General features: G+C 43.3%; 16 protein-coding genes. 12 read left to right on the top strand and 4 right to left on the bottom strand.

The features are described 5' to 3' along the window. Positions 1-133 precede the first annotated feature (133 nt). Genes FPZ43_RS04920 through FPZ43_RS19485 form a run of 3 tightly spaced genes read left to right on the top strand, consistent with a single transcriptional unit; the run spans position 134 to position 2,630 of the window. Complete coding sequence (locus FPZ43_RS04920) at positions 134-1,462, top strand: cytochrome ubiquinol oxidase subunit I (protein WP_146380743.1); 1,329 nt, start codon at positions 134-136, stop codon at positions 1,460-1,462. Further along, entirely contained in the window at positions 1,459-2,478 is a 1,020-nt protein-coding gene (locus FPZ43_RS04915) for a cytochrome d ubiquinol oxidase subunit II (RefSeq protein ID WP_315897958.1), read from the top strand. The genes FPZ43_RS04920 and FPZ43_RS04915 overlap by 4 nt, the downstream gene beginning before the upstream one ends. Before the next feature lie 26 nt (positions 2,479-2,504). Beyond that, positions 2,505-2,630: a hypothetical protein gene (locus tag FPZ43_RS19485; protein ID WP_261380989.1), complete on the top strand. Its 126-nt coding sequence runs from the start codon at positions 2,505-2,507 to the stop codon at positions 2,628-2,630. 9 nt (positions 2,631-2,639) lie between these two features. Here FPZ43_RS19485 and FPZ43_RS04910 read toward each other — a convergent pair whose 3' ends face one another. Beyond that, on the bottom strand, positions 2,640-4,160 hold the full coding sequence (locus FPZ43_RS04910; RefSeq protein WP_146380742.1) for a choice-of-anchor I family protein: 1,521 nt from the start codon (positions 4,158-4,160) through the stop codon (positions 2,640-2,642). 228 nt (positions 4,161-4,388) lie between these two features. Between FPZ43_RS04910 and FPZ43_RS04905 the strand changes: the two genes are divergently transcribed. The 7 genes from FPZ43_RS04905 (at position 4,389) to FPZ43_RS04875 (ending at position 10,201) form a co-directional block, all read left to right on the top strand. Beyond that, complete coding sequence (locus tag FPZ43_RS04905) at positions 4,389-5,204, top strand: TerC family protein (protein ID WP_146380741.1); 816 nt, start codon at positions 4,389-4,391, stop codon at positions 5,202-5,204. Between the two features lie 182 nt (positions 5,205-5,386). Then, positions 5,387-6,103 (top strand): HAD family hydrolase, encoded by a 717-nt coding sequence (locus FPZ43_RS04900; RefSeq protein ID WP_146380740.1) that lies wholly within the window; start codon positions 5,387-5,389, stop codon positions 6,101-6,103. Next, on the top strand, positions 6,075-6,923 hold the full coding sequence (locus FPZ43_RS04895) for a phosphoribosyltransferase family protein (protein WP_146380739.1): 849 nt from the start codon (positions 6,075-6,077) through the stop codon (positions 6,921-6,923). Before FPZ43_RS04900 ends, FPZ43_RS04895 begins: the two co-directional genes overlap by 29 nt. Next, the gene (locus tag FPZ43_RS04890) at positions 6,913-7,467 is read left to right on the top strand and encodes a TerD family protein (RefSeq protein WP_146380738.1); all 555 of its coding nucleotides are present in this window, start codon (positions 6,913-6,915) and stop codon (positions 7,465-7,467) included. Before FPZ43_RS04895 ends, FPZ43_RS04890 begins: the two co-directional genes overlap by 11 nt. Positions 7,468-7,473: 6 nt before the next feature. Beyond that, on the top strand, positions 7,474-8,088 hold the full coding sequence (locus FPZ43_RS04885; protein WP_146380737.1) for a TerD family protein: 615 nt from the start codon (positions 7,474-7,476) through the stop codon (positions 8,086-8,088). A gap of 40 nt (positions 8,089-8,128) precedes the next feature. Then, positions 8,129-9,229, top strand: coding sequence for a toxic anion resistance protein (locus FPZ43_RS04880; protein WP_146380736.1), 1,101 nt, complete (start codon positions 8,129-8,131; stop codon positions 9,227-9,229). Positions 9,230-9,238: 9 nt separating this feature from the next. Next, positions 9,239-10,201: a hypothetical protein gene (locus FPZ43_RS04875; protein ID WP_146380735.1), complete on the top strand. Its 963-nt coding sequence runs from the start codon at positions 9,239-9,241 to the stop codon at positions 10,199-10,201. A gap of 60 nt (positions 10,202-10,261) precedes the next feature. Here FPZ43_RS04875 and FPZ43_RS19220 read toward each other — a convergent pair whose 3' ends face one another. The 3 genes from FPZ43_RS19220 to FPZ43_RS04865 are packed head-to-tail and all read right to left on the bottom strand — an operon-like array spanning position 10,262 to position 12,171. After that, complete coding sequence (locus FPZ43_RS19220) at positions 10,262-10,435, bottom strand: hypothetical protein (RefSeq protein WP_186461765.1); 174 nt, start codon at positions 10,433-10,435, stop codon at positions 10,262-10,264. A gap of 48 nt (positions 10,436-10,483) precedes the next feature. Continuing rightward, complete coding sequence (locus FPZ43_RS04870) at positions 10,484-10,849, bottom strand: cupin domain-containing protein (protein WP_146380734.1); 366 nt, start codon at positions 10,847-10,849, stop codon at positions 10,484-10,486. 23 nt (positions 10,850-10,872) lie between these two features. Then, positions 10,873-12,171, bottom strand: a complete 1,299-nt coding sequence (locus FPZ43_RS04865) for a BamA/TamA family outer membrane protein (protein WP_146380733.1) — start codon at positions 12,169-12,171, stop codon at positions 10,873-10,875. Positions 12,172-12,379: 208 nt separating this feature from the next. On the opposite strand from FPZ43_RS04865, the gene FPZ43_RS04860 reads away from it, so the two are divergent. Next, the gene (locus tag FPZ43_RS04860; RefSeq protein ID WP_146380732.1) at positions 12,380-12,955 is read left to right on the top strand and encodes a sigma-70 family RNA polymerase sigma factor; all 576 of its coding nucleotides are present in this window, start codon (positions 12,380-12,382) and stop codon (positions 12,953-12,955) included. Between the two features lie 73 nt (positions 12,956-13,028). Further along, a complete protein-coding gene (locus FPZ43_RS04855) occupies positions 13,029-14,528 on the top strand; it encodes a calcineurin-like phosphoesterase C-terminal domain-containing protein (RefSeq protein WP_146380731.1) in 1,500 nt (499 codons plus the stop codon). Positions 14,529-14,660: the final 132 nt, after the last annotated feature.

The raw sequence follows: 14,660 nt of genomic DNA, 5'->3' as shown, positions 1-14,660 counted from the left end.
AATCAAGTTTATTTATAATAAATATTGATTATAAATTGAACAATTGTGCATTGCATCAGCACAATAGCGTACAAATAATCAAGTATTTTTACAGCACTATCACGTGTTGCAAAAAGGCTTAAACATTAACGCTATGGACGATTTTTTAGCTGCCCGCTCGCAAATGGCCCTCTCACTGGGCTTTCATATCATATTTTCGTGCATTGGTATGGTGATGCCATTTTTTATGGCAGTATCACACTTTATTTACCTACGTACCGGGAACGAAAATTATAAGAATATTACCCAGGCATGGAGCAAGGGTGTGGCTATATTTTTTGCAACCGGGGCAGTTTCGGGCACGGTACTATCCTTTGAGCTCGGCCTGCTTTGGCCGGGATTTATGAAGGAGGCTGGTCCTATATTCGGAATGCCATTTTCGTTAGAGGGTACGGCTTTTTTTATCGAAGCTATCGCGCTTGGTTTTTACCTGTACGGCTGGAACAGGTTTAACCGCTGGTTCCACTGGTTTACCGGGGTAGTTGTAGGCATAAGCGGTATAGCATCGGGCATATTGGTAGTTGCAGCTAACAGTTGGATGAATAGCCCAAGCGGTTTTACTTTTAAGGATGGTGTTTATACCAATATCGACCCTATTAAGGCCATGTTTAACCCGGGCTGGTTCTCGCAGGCATTGCATATGACTATCGCCGCCTTTGCTGCAACCGGGTTTGCAGTAGCAGGTGTACATGCTCTTATGATCTTTAGGAAAAAAAATATCGCTTTCCATAGCATTGCTTTCAAAATTGCGGCTGTGTTTGGTATTGCAGCTGCGTTGCTGCAACCGTTAAGCGGCGATATATCTGCCAAGTTCGTGGCAAAAACCCAACCAGCCAAACTGGCCGCTATGGAAGCGCATTTTGAAACGGGAAATAACGTGCCGTTGATTGTTGGCGGCATACCTGATGAGAAGGCCAAAAAAATTAAATACGCTATTAAGTTGCCGGGGCTGCTCAGTTTAATGATACACGGCACCACCGACGGTGTGGTTACGGGCCTGGATAAGTTTGATAAAAGGGACCAGCCGCCCGTGGCAGTTACCCATTACGCCTTTCAAATTATGGTTGCTTTAGGTATGCTAATGATGGCTATGGGGTTGCTTTACATTTTTGCCGCCTGGAAAAAACCCGACCTGCTACGCGCGCCATGGTTTCTCAAGCTGTTTATTTTCGCCACGCCGGTTGGGTTTATAGCTGTTGAGGCCGGGTGGACAGTAACCGAAGTTGGCCGCCAACCCTGGATTATAAACGGCATTATGCGTACTGCTGATGCTGTTACACCAATGCCGGGTATAGCATGGTCATTCTATTTGTTTACGGCGGTGTACTTCACATTATCGCTTGCGGTTATATTTCTGCTTCAGCGGCAAATAAAGATGGTTCCGGAGATTTATGATGTTCACGCTAAACCCCAAATGGTATGATAATGCTTTATGTAATCATTGCTTTTTTGTGGGTGTCGCTACTGTTATACCTGCTGATGGGCGGTGCCGATTTCGGCGCCGGGATCCTGGAACTGTTCACGTCCGAAAAAAATAAATCGAGCGTACGAAAGGCTGCTTATAGTGCAATGGGGCCAATTTGGGAAGCAAACCATATGTGGCTCATCATCGCTATTGTAATACTATTTGTAGGTTTCCCTGGTATCTACAGCTTGGTATCTACCTATCTGCACATACCTGTGGTGGTCATGTTAATGGGCATTATAGCCAGGGGCACGGCCTTTACCTTTAGGCATTACGATGCTGTAAAGGATGGGATGCAAAAGGTTTACAACAAAATATTTGTGTACTCCAGCTTTATAACCCCGCTATTTTTGGGCATCATAGCGGGCAGTGCAGTATCGCGAACTATTGATACCGGTGCCACTGATTTTGTGTCGGCCTATATCACCTCATGGTTCAACCCTTTTGCTATCGCGGTTGGCTTTTTCACAGTATCGCTGTGCGGCTTTTTGGCAGCTGTATTTTTGTTTGGCGAAGTTAAAGATGCCGAAGCGAAGCAGCGTTACATCCGCAAAGCGCGCACCATGAATATTGCTTTGGTAGTTTGCGTGGCGCTAGTTTTCGGCGCATCATTACTGGCAGACGTGCCCATGCTTACCTGGTTGTTTGGTAACACAATTAGTATTATAGCTGTTTTTGCGTCCCTTGCATCACTAACATTATTATGGTTGATGATAAGCCGTGGCGACGTTAAACTCTCCAGGTTTTTTGCAGGGATGTTTATCACTTCGCTGCTTATTGCAGGTACTTACACACATTACCCGGATATCATCCTGCTTAAAAATGGTGGGCATCTTTCATTACTCGGGCAGCAAACGCCGCAAAAAACGTTAAATGCACTTGGTTCGGCTTTATTGGTAGGTAGCTTATTTATTTTGCCTGCCCTGTTTTATCTCGTTTACAGTTTCGACAAGCGGAAACAAGAGGTGCATTAGTTAATTTTTCATCCGATAATTACGTCATGCCGATGCATATCGGCATCTCACATGCTGATATGCCTGTTTGGTGGGATGCTGAAACGAGTTCATCACTACCGGCTGCCAAGTATATAAAAAAAGGCCCGCTAACCGCGGGCCTTTGCAACTAACAGTAATTGTTATATGGTTTTAGGTGTGTATACTTTTATCACCCCATCATTTTCGCTGCTAATAACTAACAGGCTCTTTTTAGTAGGGCTGTTTTTAGCAGGAATGATTAAGACACCTTCTGGCGCGTCGCCGCATTTTAGTAGTTGTAAGTAAACCGGCTTGTTTGGGTCGGTAACGTCATAAACGGCAACTGCATCGGCTCTTTCAAGGCCCACAAACGCAACGTCTTTGTTGCCTATTTTACCAATGGCTATACCTTCAGGTTCAACAGACTTATCATCACTACGGGTATCGTCGTAAGTTGCGGCTGCAATATTTTTTACGTCAAGCTCACTCTTGCTGTCAAAAACAAGGTTGCCGTTGGTGCCGTTCCATACACTGAAAGAGCGGGCACCCAATGAGTACAGCGCATCAAAATCGCCGTCGCCATCTGTATCGCCAAGCGTGGTTGTGATATTTAGTCTGCCTAATTGTGCATCTGTTTTTAAGGCTGTGCCATTAGGGAAGGCAGTAGCATCAAGCTTTACGTCTTTAACACGCTTAACTTCTACAAATGCGCTGTATTCACGTGAATCGCCTTCGTTTGCGGTAAACAGATATGGGATGCCGCTTTTTTCGAGCACGGCAATAGCATCAGGCATGAATATGCCTTTAACGGGCCATTTCGCCAATGCCATTTGGTTATCCCTGTCGCTCGGGTCAATCTCGTTACCATCAACATTATAGTCTTTAAAGCCCAGCGGGAAAATATTGGTGATGGCTTTGGTGGTCAGGTCAATTTTAGCAATGCCGTTGTTTTCCTGCAAAGTAACCCAGGCCGTTTTTGAATCGGATGATACGGTGATGTATTCAGGCTCGATATCTTTTACAGAATCGTTACCTACGCCAAATATCCTGAAGCCTTTGGCCATCAGTGCAGCTTTTTGGCCCGCAAATGCCGAAAAGTCAACAGTGGTAACGGCATAATTATCAGCAACAGATATAATAGAAATGGATCCTGGCGGGTCGTTCTTATAATCATCACTCGGCTCGCCTTCGTTAGCGGTTAATATAAATTTACCATCGGGCGAGTAGGTGATCATGTCGGGCAGGGCACCTACTGTGATAACTTTAACCTCGCTGTAATCGTCGGTTTTAAAAACTGCCACTTTGCCGTTGGCCTGTTTGTTGGTCGACTCGATGGCTGCGGCAAGCTTACCTTCGGACACCGCAAGGCTGTTCACGTAACCGCCGTAAGGCGCAACGCTTATGGAGCCAATATCTTTCATATTGGCCGGGTCCTTAAAATCAATCACATCAATTTTATTCAGGCTGGCCGAATTATTAACCACAAAAAGGCGGTTGGTGGCCGGGTCGAAAGCAGATATTTCGGCAGCACCAGCATCGCCAATATCAAGCGAGCCTGTTTCGGCAAAGGTAGCCGGGTCTTCATTTACAAAAAACTCGGGCTCTGTTGGCTGGGTCATATTGTCCTTTTTACAGCTGTAAAGGGATAACGACACAAAGAGTGCAAGTAAAAAACGTTTCATAAATTTTAGTGTGTATGTGTTAAAAGACGAAATTATTACTGCAGCGTTAACTAAAGCGCTAAGTAGTTTTAAGCCTGCATTAATAATGTTATATTATTGTAAAGCCATATTAAGCTGCGGCAGTTGTAACAATAATGCCCGCTGCTCATCAAAAGAAATAATAAGCAGCTAACTGTAAGCTTACATTTTCTGTTTATTATTGCAATACACACTAATAAGTACACCCGGATGGATATTTTACATACGCTGCTTGGCGAAGACATTAAGGCAGGGTTATTGATCATTTTAAATTTAATAGTAATCGAGAGCTTACTATCAGTAGATAATGCCGCAGTGCTGGCTACCATGGTGCTTGATTTGCCTAAAGAACAGCGCAATAAAGCATTACGATACGGTATTATTGGGGCATACGTTTTTAGGGGTATCTGCCTGTTTTTGGCGGCTTGGCTGGTGAAAATTTGGTGGTTAAAACCATTGGGTGGTTTATACTTGCTGTACCTTGCTTTTGATTATTTCAGGAAGAAAGCAGGCAGCGATAAAGAGGAAGACGAGGCGGTTAAGAAAGAAGAAAGCTGGATCTATAAATCGACGGTGGGTTTAATAGGCAGCTTTTGGGCTACTGTAGCATTAGTTGAGGTTATGGACCTTGCTTTTAGCATCGATAACGTGTTTGCAGCCGTAGCATTTACAGATCACGTATTTCTCATCTATACAGGCGTATTCATAGGTATTTTGGCTATGCGTTTTGTGGCACAGGCTTTTGTTAAACTGATGGAGAAGTTCACTTTCCTGGAAACCATAGCTTTTATTGTTATCGGCGTATTAGGTATAAAACTTAGTTCGTCGTTATACACCCATTTTTACCCGGGAACCCCAATAGCGGAAGCCATTGAGGGCGAAAAAACTGACCTGTTTGTATCAATATTTACTGTTGCCATATTTATTTTGCCTGTACTTTCATCTCTACTGTTCAATTTTCCGAAGCGCCACATAGTTGAACCCGAGGTAGCCGAGAACGCAGAAAAGACACTCGACAAAAGCTGATTGCTACCGGTTTGCTGAACCCAACTTTGAATTTACACGGAATGCGCTATTTTAAGGCGCATTTTGTATTTAATGCCACCGTTAATTTAGTACGGCTAATGTTATTTATTATTAAGTTGACGATGAGTTAACGGCTAAGGCGGTAATTTATTCATTATACCAACACTACTACGTTTACCGCCATGACCTATTTTAAACATTACTCGTTCGACCTTTGGTTGACACTCATAAAGTCTAACCCGCTTTTTAAAAAGTTGCGCAGCCTGTGGTTTTATGAACGCTACAATTTTGTGAAGCGCCCCCTGGCCGAGGTGGAGCAAATTTTCAGGCAGGTTGATTTAATGTGCAATGCAGTGAATGAACAAACAGGCAAAAATATCGATGCCGACGAAATGTACCTGATGATCATCAGCCTTATAAATGATAATCAGGTATCGCTGCAAAATTTTGATATCGATGAGATATACCTGCAGATGGAAGTGCTGCTGTTTGAGAATTTGCCCCATATTTATTGTAACAGAACCGCCGGAGTATTATCTAACATAAAAGAACGTGATAATACAAGCATCAATATTTTAAGCAATACGGGCTTTATAAGAGGTGCTACCTTGCGCAAGGTATTGCACGAGCTTGGCATTGGCAGCTACTTCGATTTTCAGCTTTATTCTGACGAATCGGGGTATTCAAAACCCAATAAGGCTTTTTATCAGCAAATGATTGATAAAGCAATGGCTATAAAACCAATTGACCGGGCCGAAATCATCCATATTGGCGATAACATAAAAACCGATTATGATGGCGCGAGGGCAATGGGCCTGAATGCGCTGCTTGTAAACTCGAATGATACACCTATAACCAACCTGCTAAACCATGCTTCACAAAATATATTCACTTCATAAAATTTACAGCAGTACTGCCTTTGGGTTTGATGCCGGCCAATACAGTCGTTTTAAGTTCGGCGATAACAACATATCCGCAAATTTTGGTACCGATTTGGCGCAAGGATTTATTAGCGAAGTACTGGCGAAAAATACACCTGATAAGCAAATCGTCGTGGTGTCGAGCCCCTACTCTTTTATCCCGACGGCTACTTTTGCTATGAAGAACCATTTTGTGTTTGAGCTTAACCGCTGGCTGGCAAAAAGTAACTTGCCCGTGGTGCAGGAAACCAAGGTGCACCGCACCATAACTTACAAAGACGATTATGGGGCGCTTGATGCCGCACAGCGCATGACATTAATTGGTAACGACTCGTTCCATATAGATGCAGCTTTTTTAAAAGATAAAACGCTGCTGTTTTTGGATGATATAAAAATTACCGGCAGCCACGAGCGCATGATAACTAAAATGATAAAGCATTATGACCTGCACAACGATGTATGGATGCTTTATTTTGCCGAGCTTGCCAATACCGACATTCATCCCAATATTGAAAACTATTTGAATTATCACGATGTTAAAACCATATTTGATCTGCATAAGATCATCAATGGCGGCGCGTTTGCCGTTAACACCAGGATAGTAAAATATATACTGTGCTATGATTATGCCGACTTCTGCTCGTTCATCGAAAGGCAGTCGCGCGGGTTTGCCGCAGAACTTTATAATATGGCGCTTGGTAACAGTTACCATACAATGGAGTCATATATACAGAATTTGAGCTATCTTGAACATCTATTATTTACGAATAACCAAAAACTGAAACAACATGGCAATTAATTTGCAAAAAGGCCAGCGCGAAGCTATCAACGCACCAAAGTTTGTGATAGGCCTGGGCTGGGATACCAATACTTCATCTACCGGGGCAGCATTTGACCTCGACGCTTCGGTATTTATAATGGGCGATAACAAAAAGCTTATAGCTGATGAGTACTTTGTTTTTTATAACAACTTAAAATCACCTGATGGCGCTGTTGAGCATACCGGCGATAACCTTACCGGTGCCGGCGACGGTGATGATGAGCAAATCAAAATAGACCTTTCGAAAATCAGCCCCACTGTAAGCGAAATATGCGTTGTTGTGACCATACACGAGGCTGAGACACGCCGCCAAAACTTTGGTCAGGTGCGCAATTCATTTATCCGCATAGCTGATGCAGCTACCGGTGCCGATTTATTGAAGTATGAGTTGGAAGAAGACTTTTCGATAGAAACGGCTGTGGAGTTTGGCCGTATTTACAAACGTAACAACGAGTGGAAGTTTGAAGCAGTAGGTGTAGGCATGAAAGGTGGCCTGGCCGATTATTTAACCAAATACAACTAAACCATAATGGCAATTAATCTGGAAAAAGGGCAGCGCATTAGTCTTGAAAAAAGCAATGGCAGCAAGCTGCAAAACATATGCGTAGGCATTAACTGGGGCGCTATTGAAAAAAAAGGTTTCCTCGGTTTTGGCGGCGGTAAAGAAGCGGTTGACCTTGATGCAAGCTGCGCTTTGTTTAACGGCAATAAGCAACTGGAAGAGGTAGTTTACTTTGGTAACCTTAAATCAAAAAACGGTGCTGTACGCCATAGCGGCGATGACCTAACCGGCGATATAGGTGGTGATGACGGCCTGGATAACGAGGTAATTACGCTTGACCTGGGCCAACTAAATGCCACTACAGAGCATGTTGCTTTCGTTTTGAACAGTTTTAGAGGGCATGATTTTGGCAGCATTCCGTTTGCATCAATCCGCATTTATGAGGGTACGCCAACACGTGTTAACGAGGTGTTTGCAAAATATGATATTGCGCATGGAGCAGGTTTCGCCGGGCACGTATCAATGGTGATGGGCGTATTTTACAAACGTAACGGCGAATGGAAATTTAATGCCATTGGTGAGCCAACTAAAGACAAAAAATTACAGGAAACGGTTAACACAGTAATGCAGCGTTACCTGTAAGCATAAACCTTAATCTTATCCAAACTTAATTACTACCACAATGGAAAATAACCTGCCGAGTATAGACCTTAACCAGGGCGGCGCCAAATTAGATAAAGAGGGCAACGTTGATTTGACAGCCGTGACGCCTGCGGAAACGCAGAAGTTCCAGGAAATAAGTAAGTCTATCGACCCTAAGGATGTTAACTCCATCCTTAACTATGGCGTTGATGTTCAAAATTCAATGGAGCGTTACAGCAACGAGTTCCTTACTTCGGTACGTACCTATAACTCGGGCGAAGTTGGTTTGCTGATTAATGATTTGCTTAACGAGCTTAACTATGTTGATGTTGATGAGTTGCAGCAAAATGCATTTACACGTTTTGTGGCAGGCATACCTTTCCTTAAAAAACTGGTTTTCGATGCTAAAAAGTTGTTTGCTAAATACGATACGGTAGTAAGCAATATCGATAAGATCACCAATAAAATTAAGGCGGGCCGCGTTAACTCTATAAAAGATAATAGCTCGTTGCAAACCATGTTTGATAGTAATGTTAATTACATTAAGCAAATGGAGGAGCTCATAATCTCGGGCCAGTTAAAGCATAACGAGTTGAGCGAACAGCTTGCCCAGATGGACGCCAACCCATCGGCTTATGAAGATTACCAGATTGCTGATCTGAGAGACTTCGTAAACCGTTTGGATAAGCGCCTTGCCGATCTTAAAGTGGTTAGGTTTATCATGCTACAATCATTAGCGCAGATACGTGTAGTACAAAACAATAATACATCAATTGCCGAAAAGGCACAATCAATTGTATCTACCACTATACCGGTTTGGAAAAACCAGTTAACCATTGCGGTTGCCCTGCACAGGCAAAAGCAAAATGTGGAAATGCAGAAAAAGATCTCGGATACCACCAATACCATCCTGCAAAAAAATGCCGAGCTGCTTAAACAAAACAGCATTGATGTAGCGCGCGAAAACGAAAAAACGGTTGTATCTATAGATACCTTGAAACGTACCACGCAAAACCTTATTGAAACTTTAAACGAGGTAAAACAGATACACGAACAAGGTGCCCAAAACCGCAAAACGCTTAACAACGAGTTGCAAACATTGGAAACCGAACTTAAAAAGAACGTTACTAATACCAGGTAATTACGGCGAATGGATGATAACCGCAAGGAAATACTAACCCACTCTTTAAGGATAATAAGTAAGCTGCAAATTTTAGCAGCTTTTTTTGCTGATGATATTATCTACAAGGTATTCCTGCGCACACAGGTTATTCATCAATTGTTTGAAAACAGCGAAGAGCTGGACGTCAACAAGCTCGAGCTGTTTCATTTACAGTTCACCGAAACAGTGGTTGAGCTGTTAAAGAAGATTAAAAAAAGCAACGAGAAAAGCGTAAGCATTTTGGTTGACGAAATGCACGTGAATAATGATTTAATTGCCAGCCTGGAGAGCGAAGTACTTACCGAAGCATCTTTCAAGCTGGAGATGCAGCGCCAATCGCTGAAAATAAACACATCGCTGAGGCGGTTGTATCAGGAACTGTCTGACGATACATCCAACTATCCGTTTTCTAAAAATATAAATCAGTTTAGCGCGCGTTACGCCAACGAATTTTATTTTTCGGTAGAGAGTGATGTGCTCATGAAGTTGATTGAGTTTGAACCAAAGGAGGTTTATACTAATGCCCACGCCATAATACAGCGCAAACTGATGGGGCTGCTTTGCAAGTACGATTTTAAATCGGCGTTTTTTTGCGGCTTAAAGACCGGCAACCTTATTATTGAGGTTTACAAAATTATCGATACCGATATTTTCTACATTTTTTATCCAACGCGTAATCTGTTCCTGCTTTGCGATGCTGACGAAATGAAAGCCATCAGCAAAACAATTGCTGTTGAAAGGCATGATAATATTGTTGATGAGCTGAAGAACAAGAATGACCAGCTGCTAAGCAATATCGCGGTAGCCAAAACCAATTTGCCTGCCAATATCAGGCAGTTGATGGCCGACCATTACAAGAAAATATCTGATGTTAACTTTATGCAGAACATTGCCAACTTTGATGCGCAGGCAAATATCTTAAAGGCAATGCTGAATACCGATATGATGTAGGCAAATTTATTTCATTTGCCGCCGGCAGCAGCCAGGGCAAATGAAATAGTTTATGGTGTGTTATCTTACGCTGTGCACTTTCGCTTTTGCAGGTACAGGTGCTGCCTTAGGGTCATTATCGCATTTACCCAATAAGGTGTAAATGATAATGAATATCACAATGGTTGACAGACAGCCACCGCCTAATTTTTTTGCGCCCCAGCCGGCTATCAATGCTTTGAAAAAACTGTTCATAGTGTGTTAGTTGATTTAAAAAGCTAACGCATATAAAGCAGTATGGTTTTACGCTTTGGCTTCAGATACAAAATTTATATTCTCTTCATCGTTAAACGGCACGTAAGCGCGTCGCCATGGATCGTTTCCAAGCATTTTCCACTTGTGGCCGCTGCCGGTTGTATCCATTGCAATCAGTACTTCACCCGGGCTTAGTGTAAATTCTTCGCCCGAGTTCATGGTAAACAAAAGCGTGCCGGTAAGGCATATCACATATTGATTACGTGGGGCAGGGTGCCAGTCTAAAAACCCATGAGCTGCAGTTTCTTTAAAACTTATTGCTGCTGCATTATAAAAAACACCGTCGGTAAGGTGGCCGGTTTCAACATGCGAGTGGCCGTCGGCACCTGTTGTAAGTTTGTAAGCCTTTATCATCAGTGCTAATATAGCACTTTGCGTTAAAATGCCTCGTTCAAGCCAAGGAACAAGCCGCGCGCGCCATATTTACCCCAAGCATAATCTATACAAAGGTTTGTGCGGGTGGCTTTGTTGAACAATACGCGCAAGCCTGCGCCTCCGCCTGGCTGCCACCTGTCAAACAGCTTGGTGCCTAAGTCATCATTTGCGGTTTGTACGTTAAGGAAAGTCACCCCGCTGATGAATTTGTTGGCAAGTATCGGGAAACGGTATTCCATTTCCGAGTAAAAGTATTGTGTGCCTTTAAAATAAGTAACGGTGTAACCACGCCCGCTGCGGAAGTTACCGTCACGGCCCGTACCCGGTAATTCGAGGTATGGCAATGCGCCACCCACTACAAATGATGTCCAGTTCCAAAAGGCAAGCACATGCTCGGGGTTGGTACTGCTCAGGCTAAAGTATTTGCGAAAGTCGGTGTTTAATTGTACCGCATTTTTATCACTGCCAATCCAGGTTTGGTTTACACGGATACCGGCATCAGCATAAATACCTTTGTAAGCACGGTTTTGATTGTCACGCGTGGTGTATTGCACGTTGAATAAAAACCCGTTCGAAAAATATTTATCCCTGCGGAAACCGTATCTGTCGGTATAAATATTATAAGGCGTTAATTGGCCTTCGGGCGTTTTACGGTCCTTAATGCTGGTACGGGCATCAATAGATATACCGGCGCCTAAAAACAGGCCTTTATCTATTTGCTTATAAACCTTTTCGCGCAGGTTAAAGTAGTAGGCGTTTAACACATATGGCTTGCGCGATGGGTTGCTCAGCACCTCGTCTTCAATGCTTCCGGTGGCTGCATTGCCTATACCGATACCAAAATCGGGCGTAACGGTTTTGGCTGCTACCAAACTTCCCTGAAAGTTCCATTTATTGCCGGGCGTGTAAACGTTATGCGTAAGATAAAAGTAGATGATGTTTTTTGTGGTGATAGATACAGAAGTAGCTGCTACTGATAGTAGCGTAGTTTTAGGATTACCGCCCAAAACTTTACCCGCAACCGCCTTGATACCAATCTGGAAGCCTATACTTGGGTTTGATGCCACATTGGGTATAATGGTGATGCCCGATTTTTGCTTTAGTGTATCAGGCTTTTTATTCGGGTGGAAAACGTCCCTGAATAAGTCGGCGATATCATATTGTTGATTTAACCCCGGATCGTTAGCCACCTGTTTCTTGGCGGTATCGGGGGTTAGTGCTACGGCTGTTGTGTCGGTTTGTGCGTTGGCAACACCAACTATGCTTGCAAAGCCAACACAAAGGCAAAAGTATTTTACCATGCGCTTTAAGCTGTAGGGCAAACAGTTATATATAGGTTGTGCTTTCAAGTTAAACGTTTGTTATTTAACAGTAATTTGATGAAATGTTTTTACCAGTTTAAAAATTTACGGCCTCAAATCTATGTCTAAAGCAACGATCAAAAATTAACATAAACTTAATAAGAGGTTTTAGTTGCCAAAATGCCTTACTATTAACTTTGTGACGTTTATGGAAACGGTGTGTACTCCCCCCTTTTTTGATCTGCAACAATTCGAAAATGTTTTCAAGGAACATTACGCAGCTTTGTACCGGTACGTAAAATCTATAGTTAAGGACGATGATCTGGCTAAAGATGTACTGTCTGATCTTTTTTTGAATCTCTGGGTACAAAAAGACAAGCTGCAGATTCAATTCATTAAGTCATACCTTTTTCGTGCCGCGCGAAACGGTTCCCTGAAGGCATTGAATGTACAGTCGGCCAGTGCACTTACAGAAGATTACTGGGACATCACCGAAGATTCATTTAACCCACTCGAGCGTATTGTAGCCAAAGAGTCGATACGGATAGTTGAAGAATTAATGAACAAGTTGCCCGCCACACGTAAGGAAATAATACACCTGCGCCTTTGTGGTTTAAAAAATCATGAAATAGCTAAAACGCTCGACATAACCGAAAAGAAAGTTGAATACAACATGCGCGAGGCCATTGAGCAGTTGAGTTATTATATGAATAACAGCAATTATGATAAAGCAACTATTGCCGGCGGGCTCATGCTTGTTAACATAATCTTCACGTTAATTTAATTATTTCTTTTGGTGGAAATTGCTGTTTAGTTGCTCTTACTTTAAAAAAGCAACAAATCAATCCCCGAGAGATATGTCCAACAGAAGAGATTTTATAAAAGTGCTTGGCCTTGGCGGCGCAGCGCTTACTGTGCCTGCAGGTATTACCCTTGCCAACCCAACTACCCCCGGCCTTGCTGATAAAATTGACATCACCAACCTTACCCTTAAAGGTAGGGTGCAAAGCAACGGTGCAGGCATACCTAACGTTGCCGTAACCGATGGCGTTAATATTGCCCTTACAGATAAAAGCGGCAATTATCAGTTGCTAAGCAATAAGACCGCCAGGTTTGTATACATTACCATCCCGGCAGGTTACGCCATACCGCATAATAAGGGTATTGCAAATTTTTATAAGGCAATTGATACCAAGTCAAACACGTTTACGGCCAACTTTCAGTTGGAGCGTTTGGAAAAGGATGATAAAAACCATGTGTTTGTGGTGTGGGCCGATCCGCAAATTATATCTAAAAAAGATGCGCAGGCCTTGATTGACCGCCCGGCACCCGATCTACGTGACCTGGTATCAAACTATCCTGCCGGGACGCTTGTGCATGCCGTTGGCTGCGGCGACCTTGTATGGGATCACTTTGAACTGATTGAGGATTACCGCGAAGCTGTACGCATAACGGGTGTTCCGTTCTTTAACGTGATAGGTAACCATGATATGGACCTTAACGCACGCACAGATGATTACTCGGCCGATACCTTTAAGCAAAACTTTGGCCCTACATACTACTCTTTTAACCGCGGCAATATTCATTATGTAATGTTGGATGATGTGTTTTTCATCGGCACAGCTAAAAAATATATAGGCTACCTAACCGAAACACAGTTGCAATGGCTGGAGCAGGATTTAAAGCAAGTGAAGCCAGGCAGCACCGTGGTGGTATCGTTGCATATCCCAACCAATACGGGTGCCATGCGCCGCAACAACGATAAACAGGAAGAGTTGGGCGGAACGGTATCAAACCGCGAGCAGTTATATAAAATATTAGCGCCTTATAAGGTGCACATCATGTCGGGCCACACCCATATGAACGAAAAATGGGAAAACGGCAATATAACCGAGCACGTACACGGTACCATTTGCGGTGCCTGGTGGACAGGCCCGATATGCAGTGACGGCACGCCTGAAGGCTACGCCGTTTATGAAGTACAGGGCAACGACATCAGTTGGTTCTATAAATCCACCAATAAGCCAAAAGATTACCAACTTAAAATTTACCCAAAAGGCTATGTGAAAAATGCGCCGGACGAAGTTGCGGCCAACGTTTGGAACTGGGATAAACAATGGAAGGTAGAGTGGTTTGAGGATGGCGCGCCGAAAGGCTCTATGCAGCAGCGCGTTGATTTTGACCCCTGGACGGTTGAGTTGTATGCCGGCGACCAACTCCCTAAAAAACATAAATGGGTTGACCCAACCCTAACCGACCACCTGTTTTTTGCCCGCCCGTCTGCCGGGGCAAAAGTCATTAAGGTTGTTGCTACCGATAGATTTGGTAAGCAATACTCGCAAGAGATTTCCCTTTAACGTGTTTTAATTTAATAAATAGGTGGCCCGGCGAGCGGGCCGCTTTTTTTTAAAAGATAGCAACGTGGCACAATGACAGAAATGCAAATTTCTAACTAGTAACTGCCAACTACCCACTATCTCAAACCGTCC

Origin of the sequence: Mucilaginibacter pallidiroseus, from assembly GCF_007846085.1 — a bacterium.
GTDB lineage: Bacteria > Bacteroidota > Bacteroidia > Sphingobacteriales > Sphingobacteriaceae > Mucilaginibacter > Mucilaginibacter pallidiroseus.
Note: the sequence above shows the minus strand (reverse complement) of the source record. Positions and strands in the feature narration are given on the sequence as shown.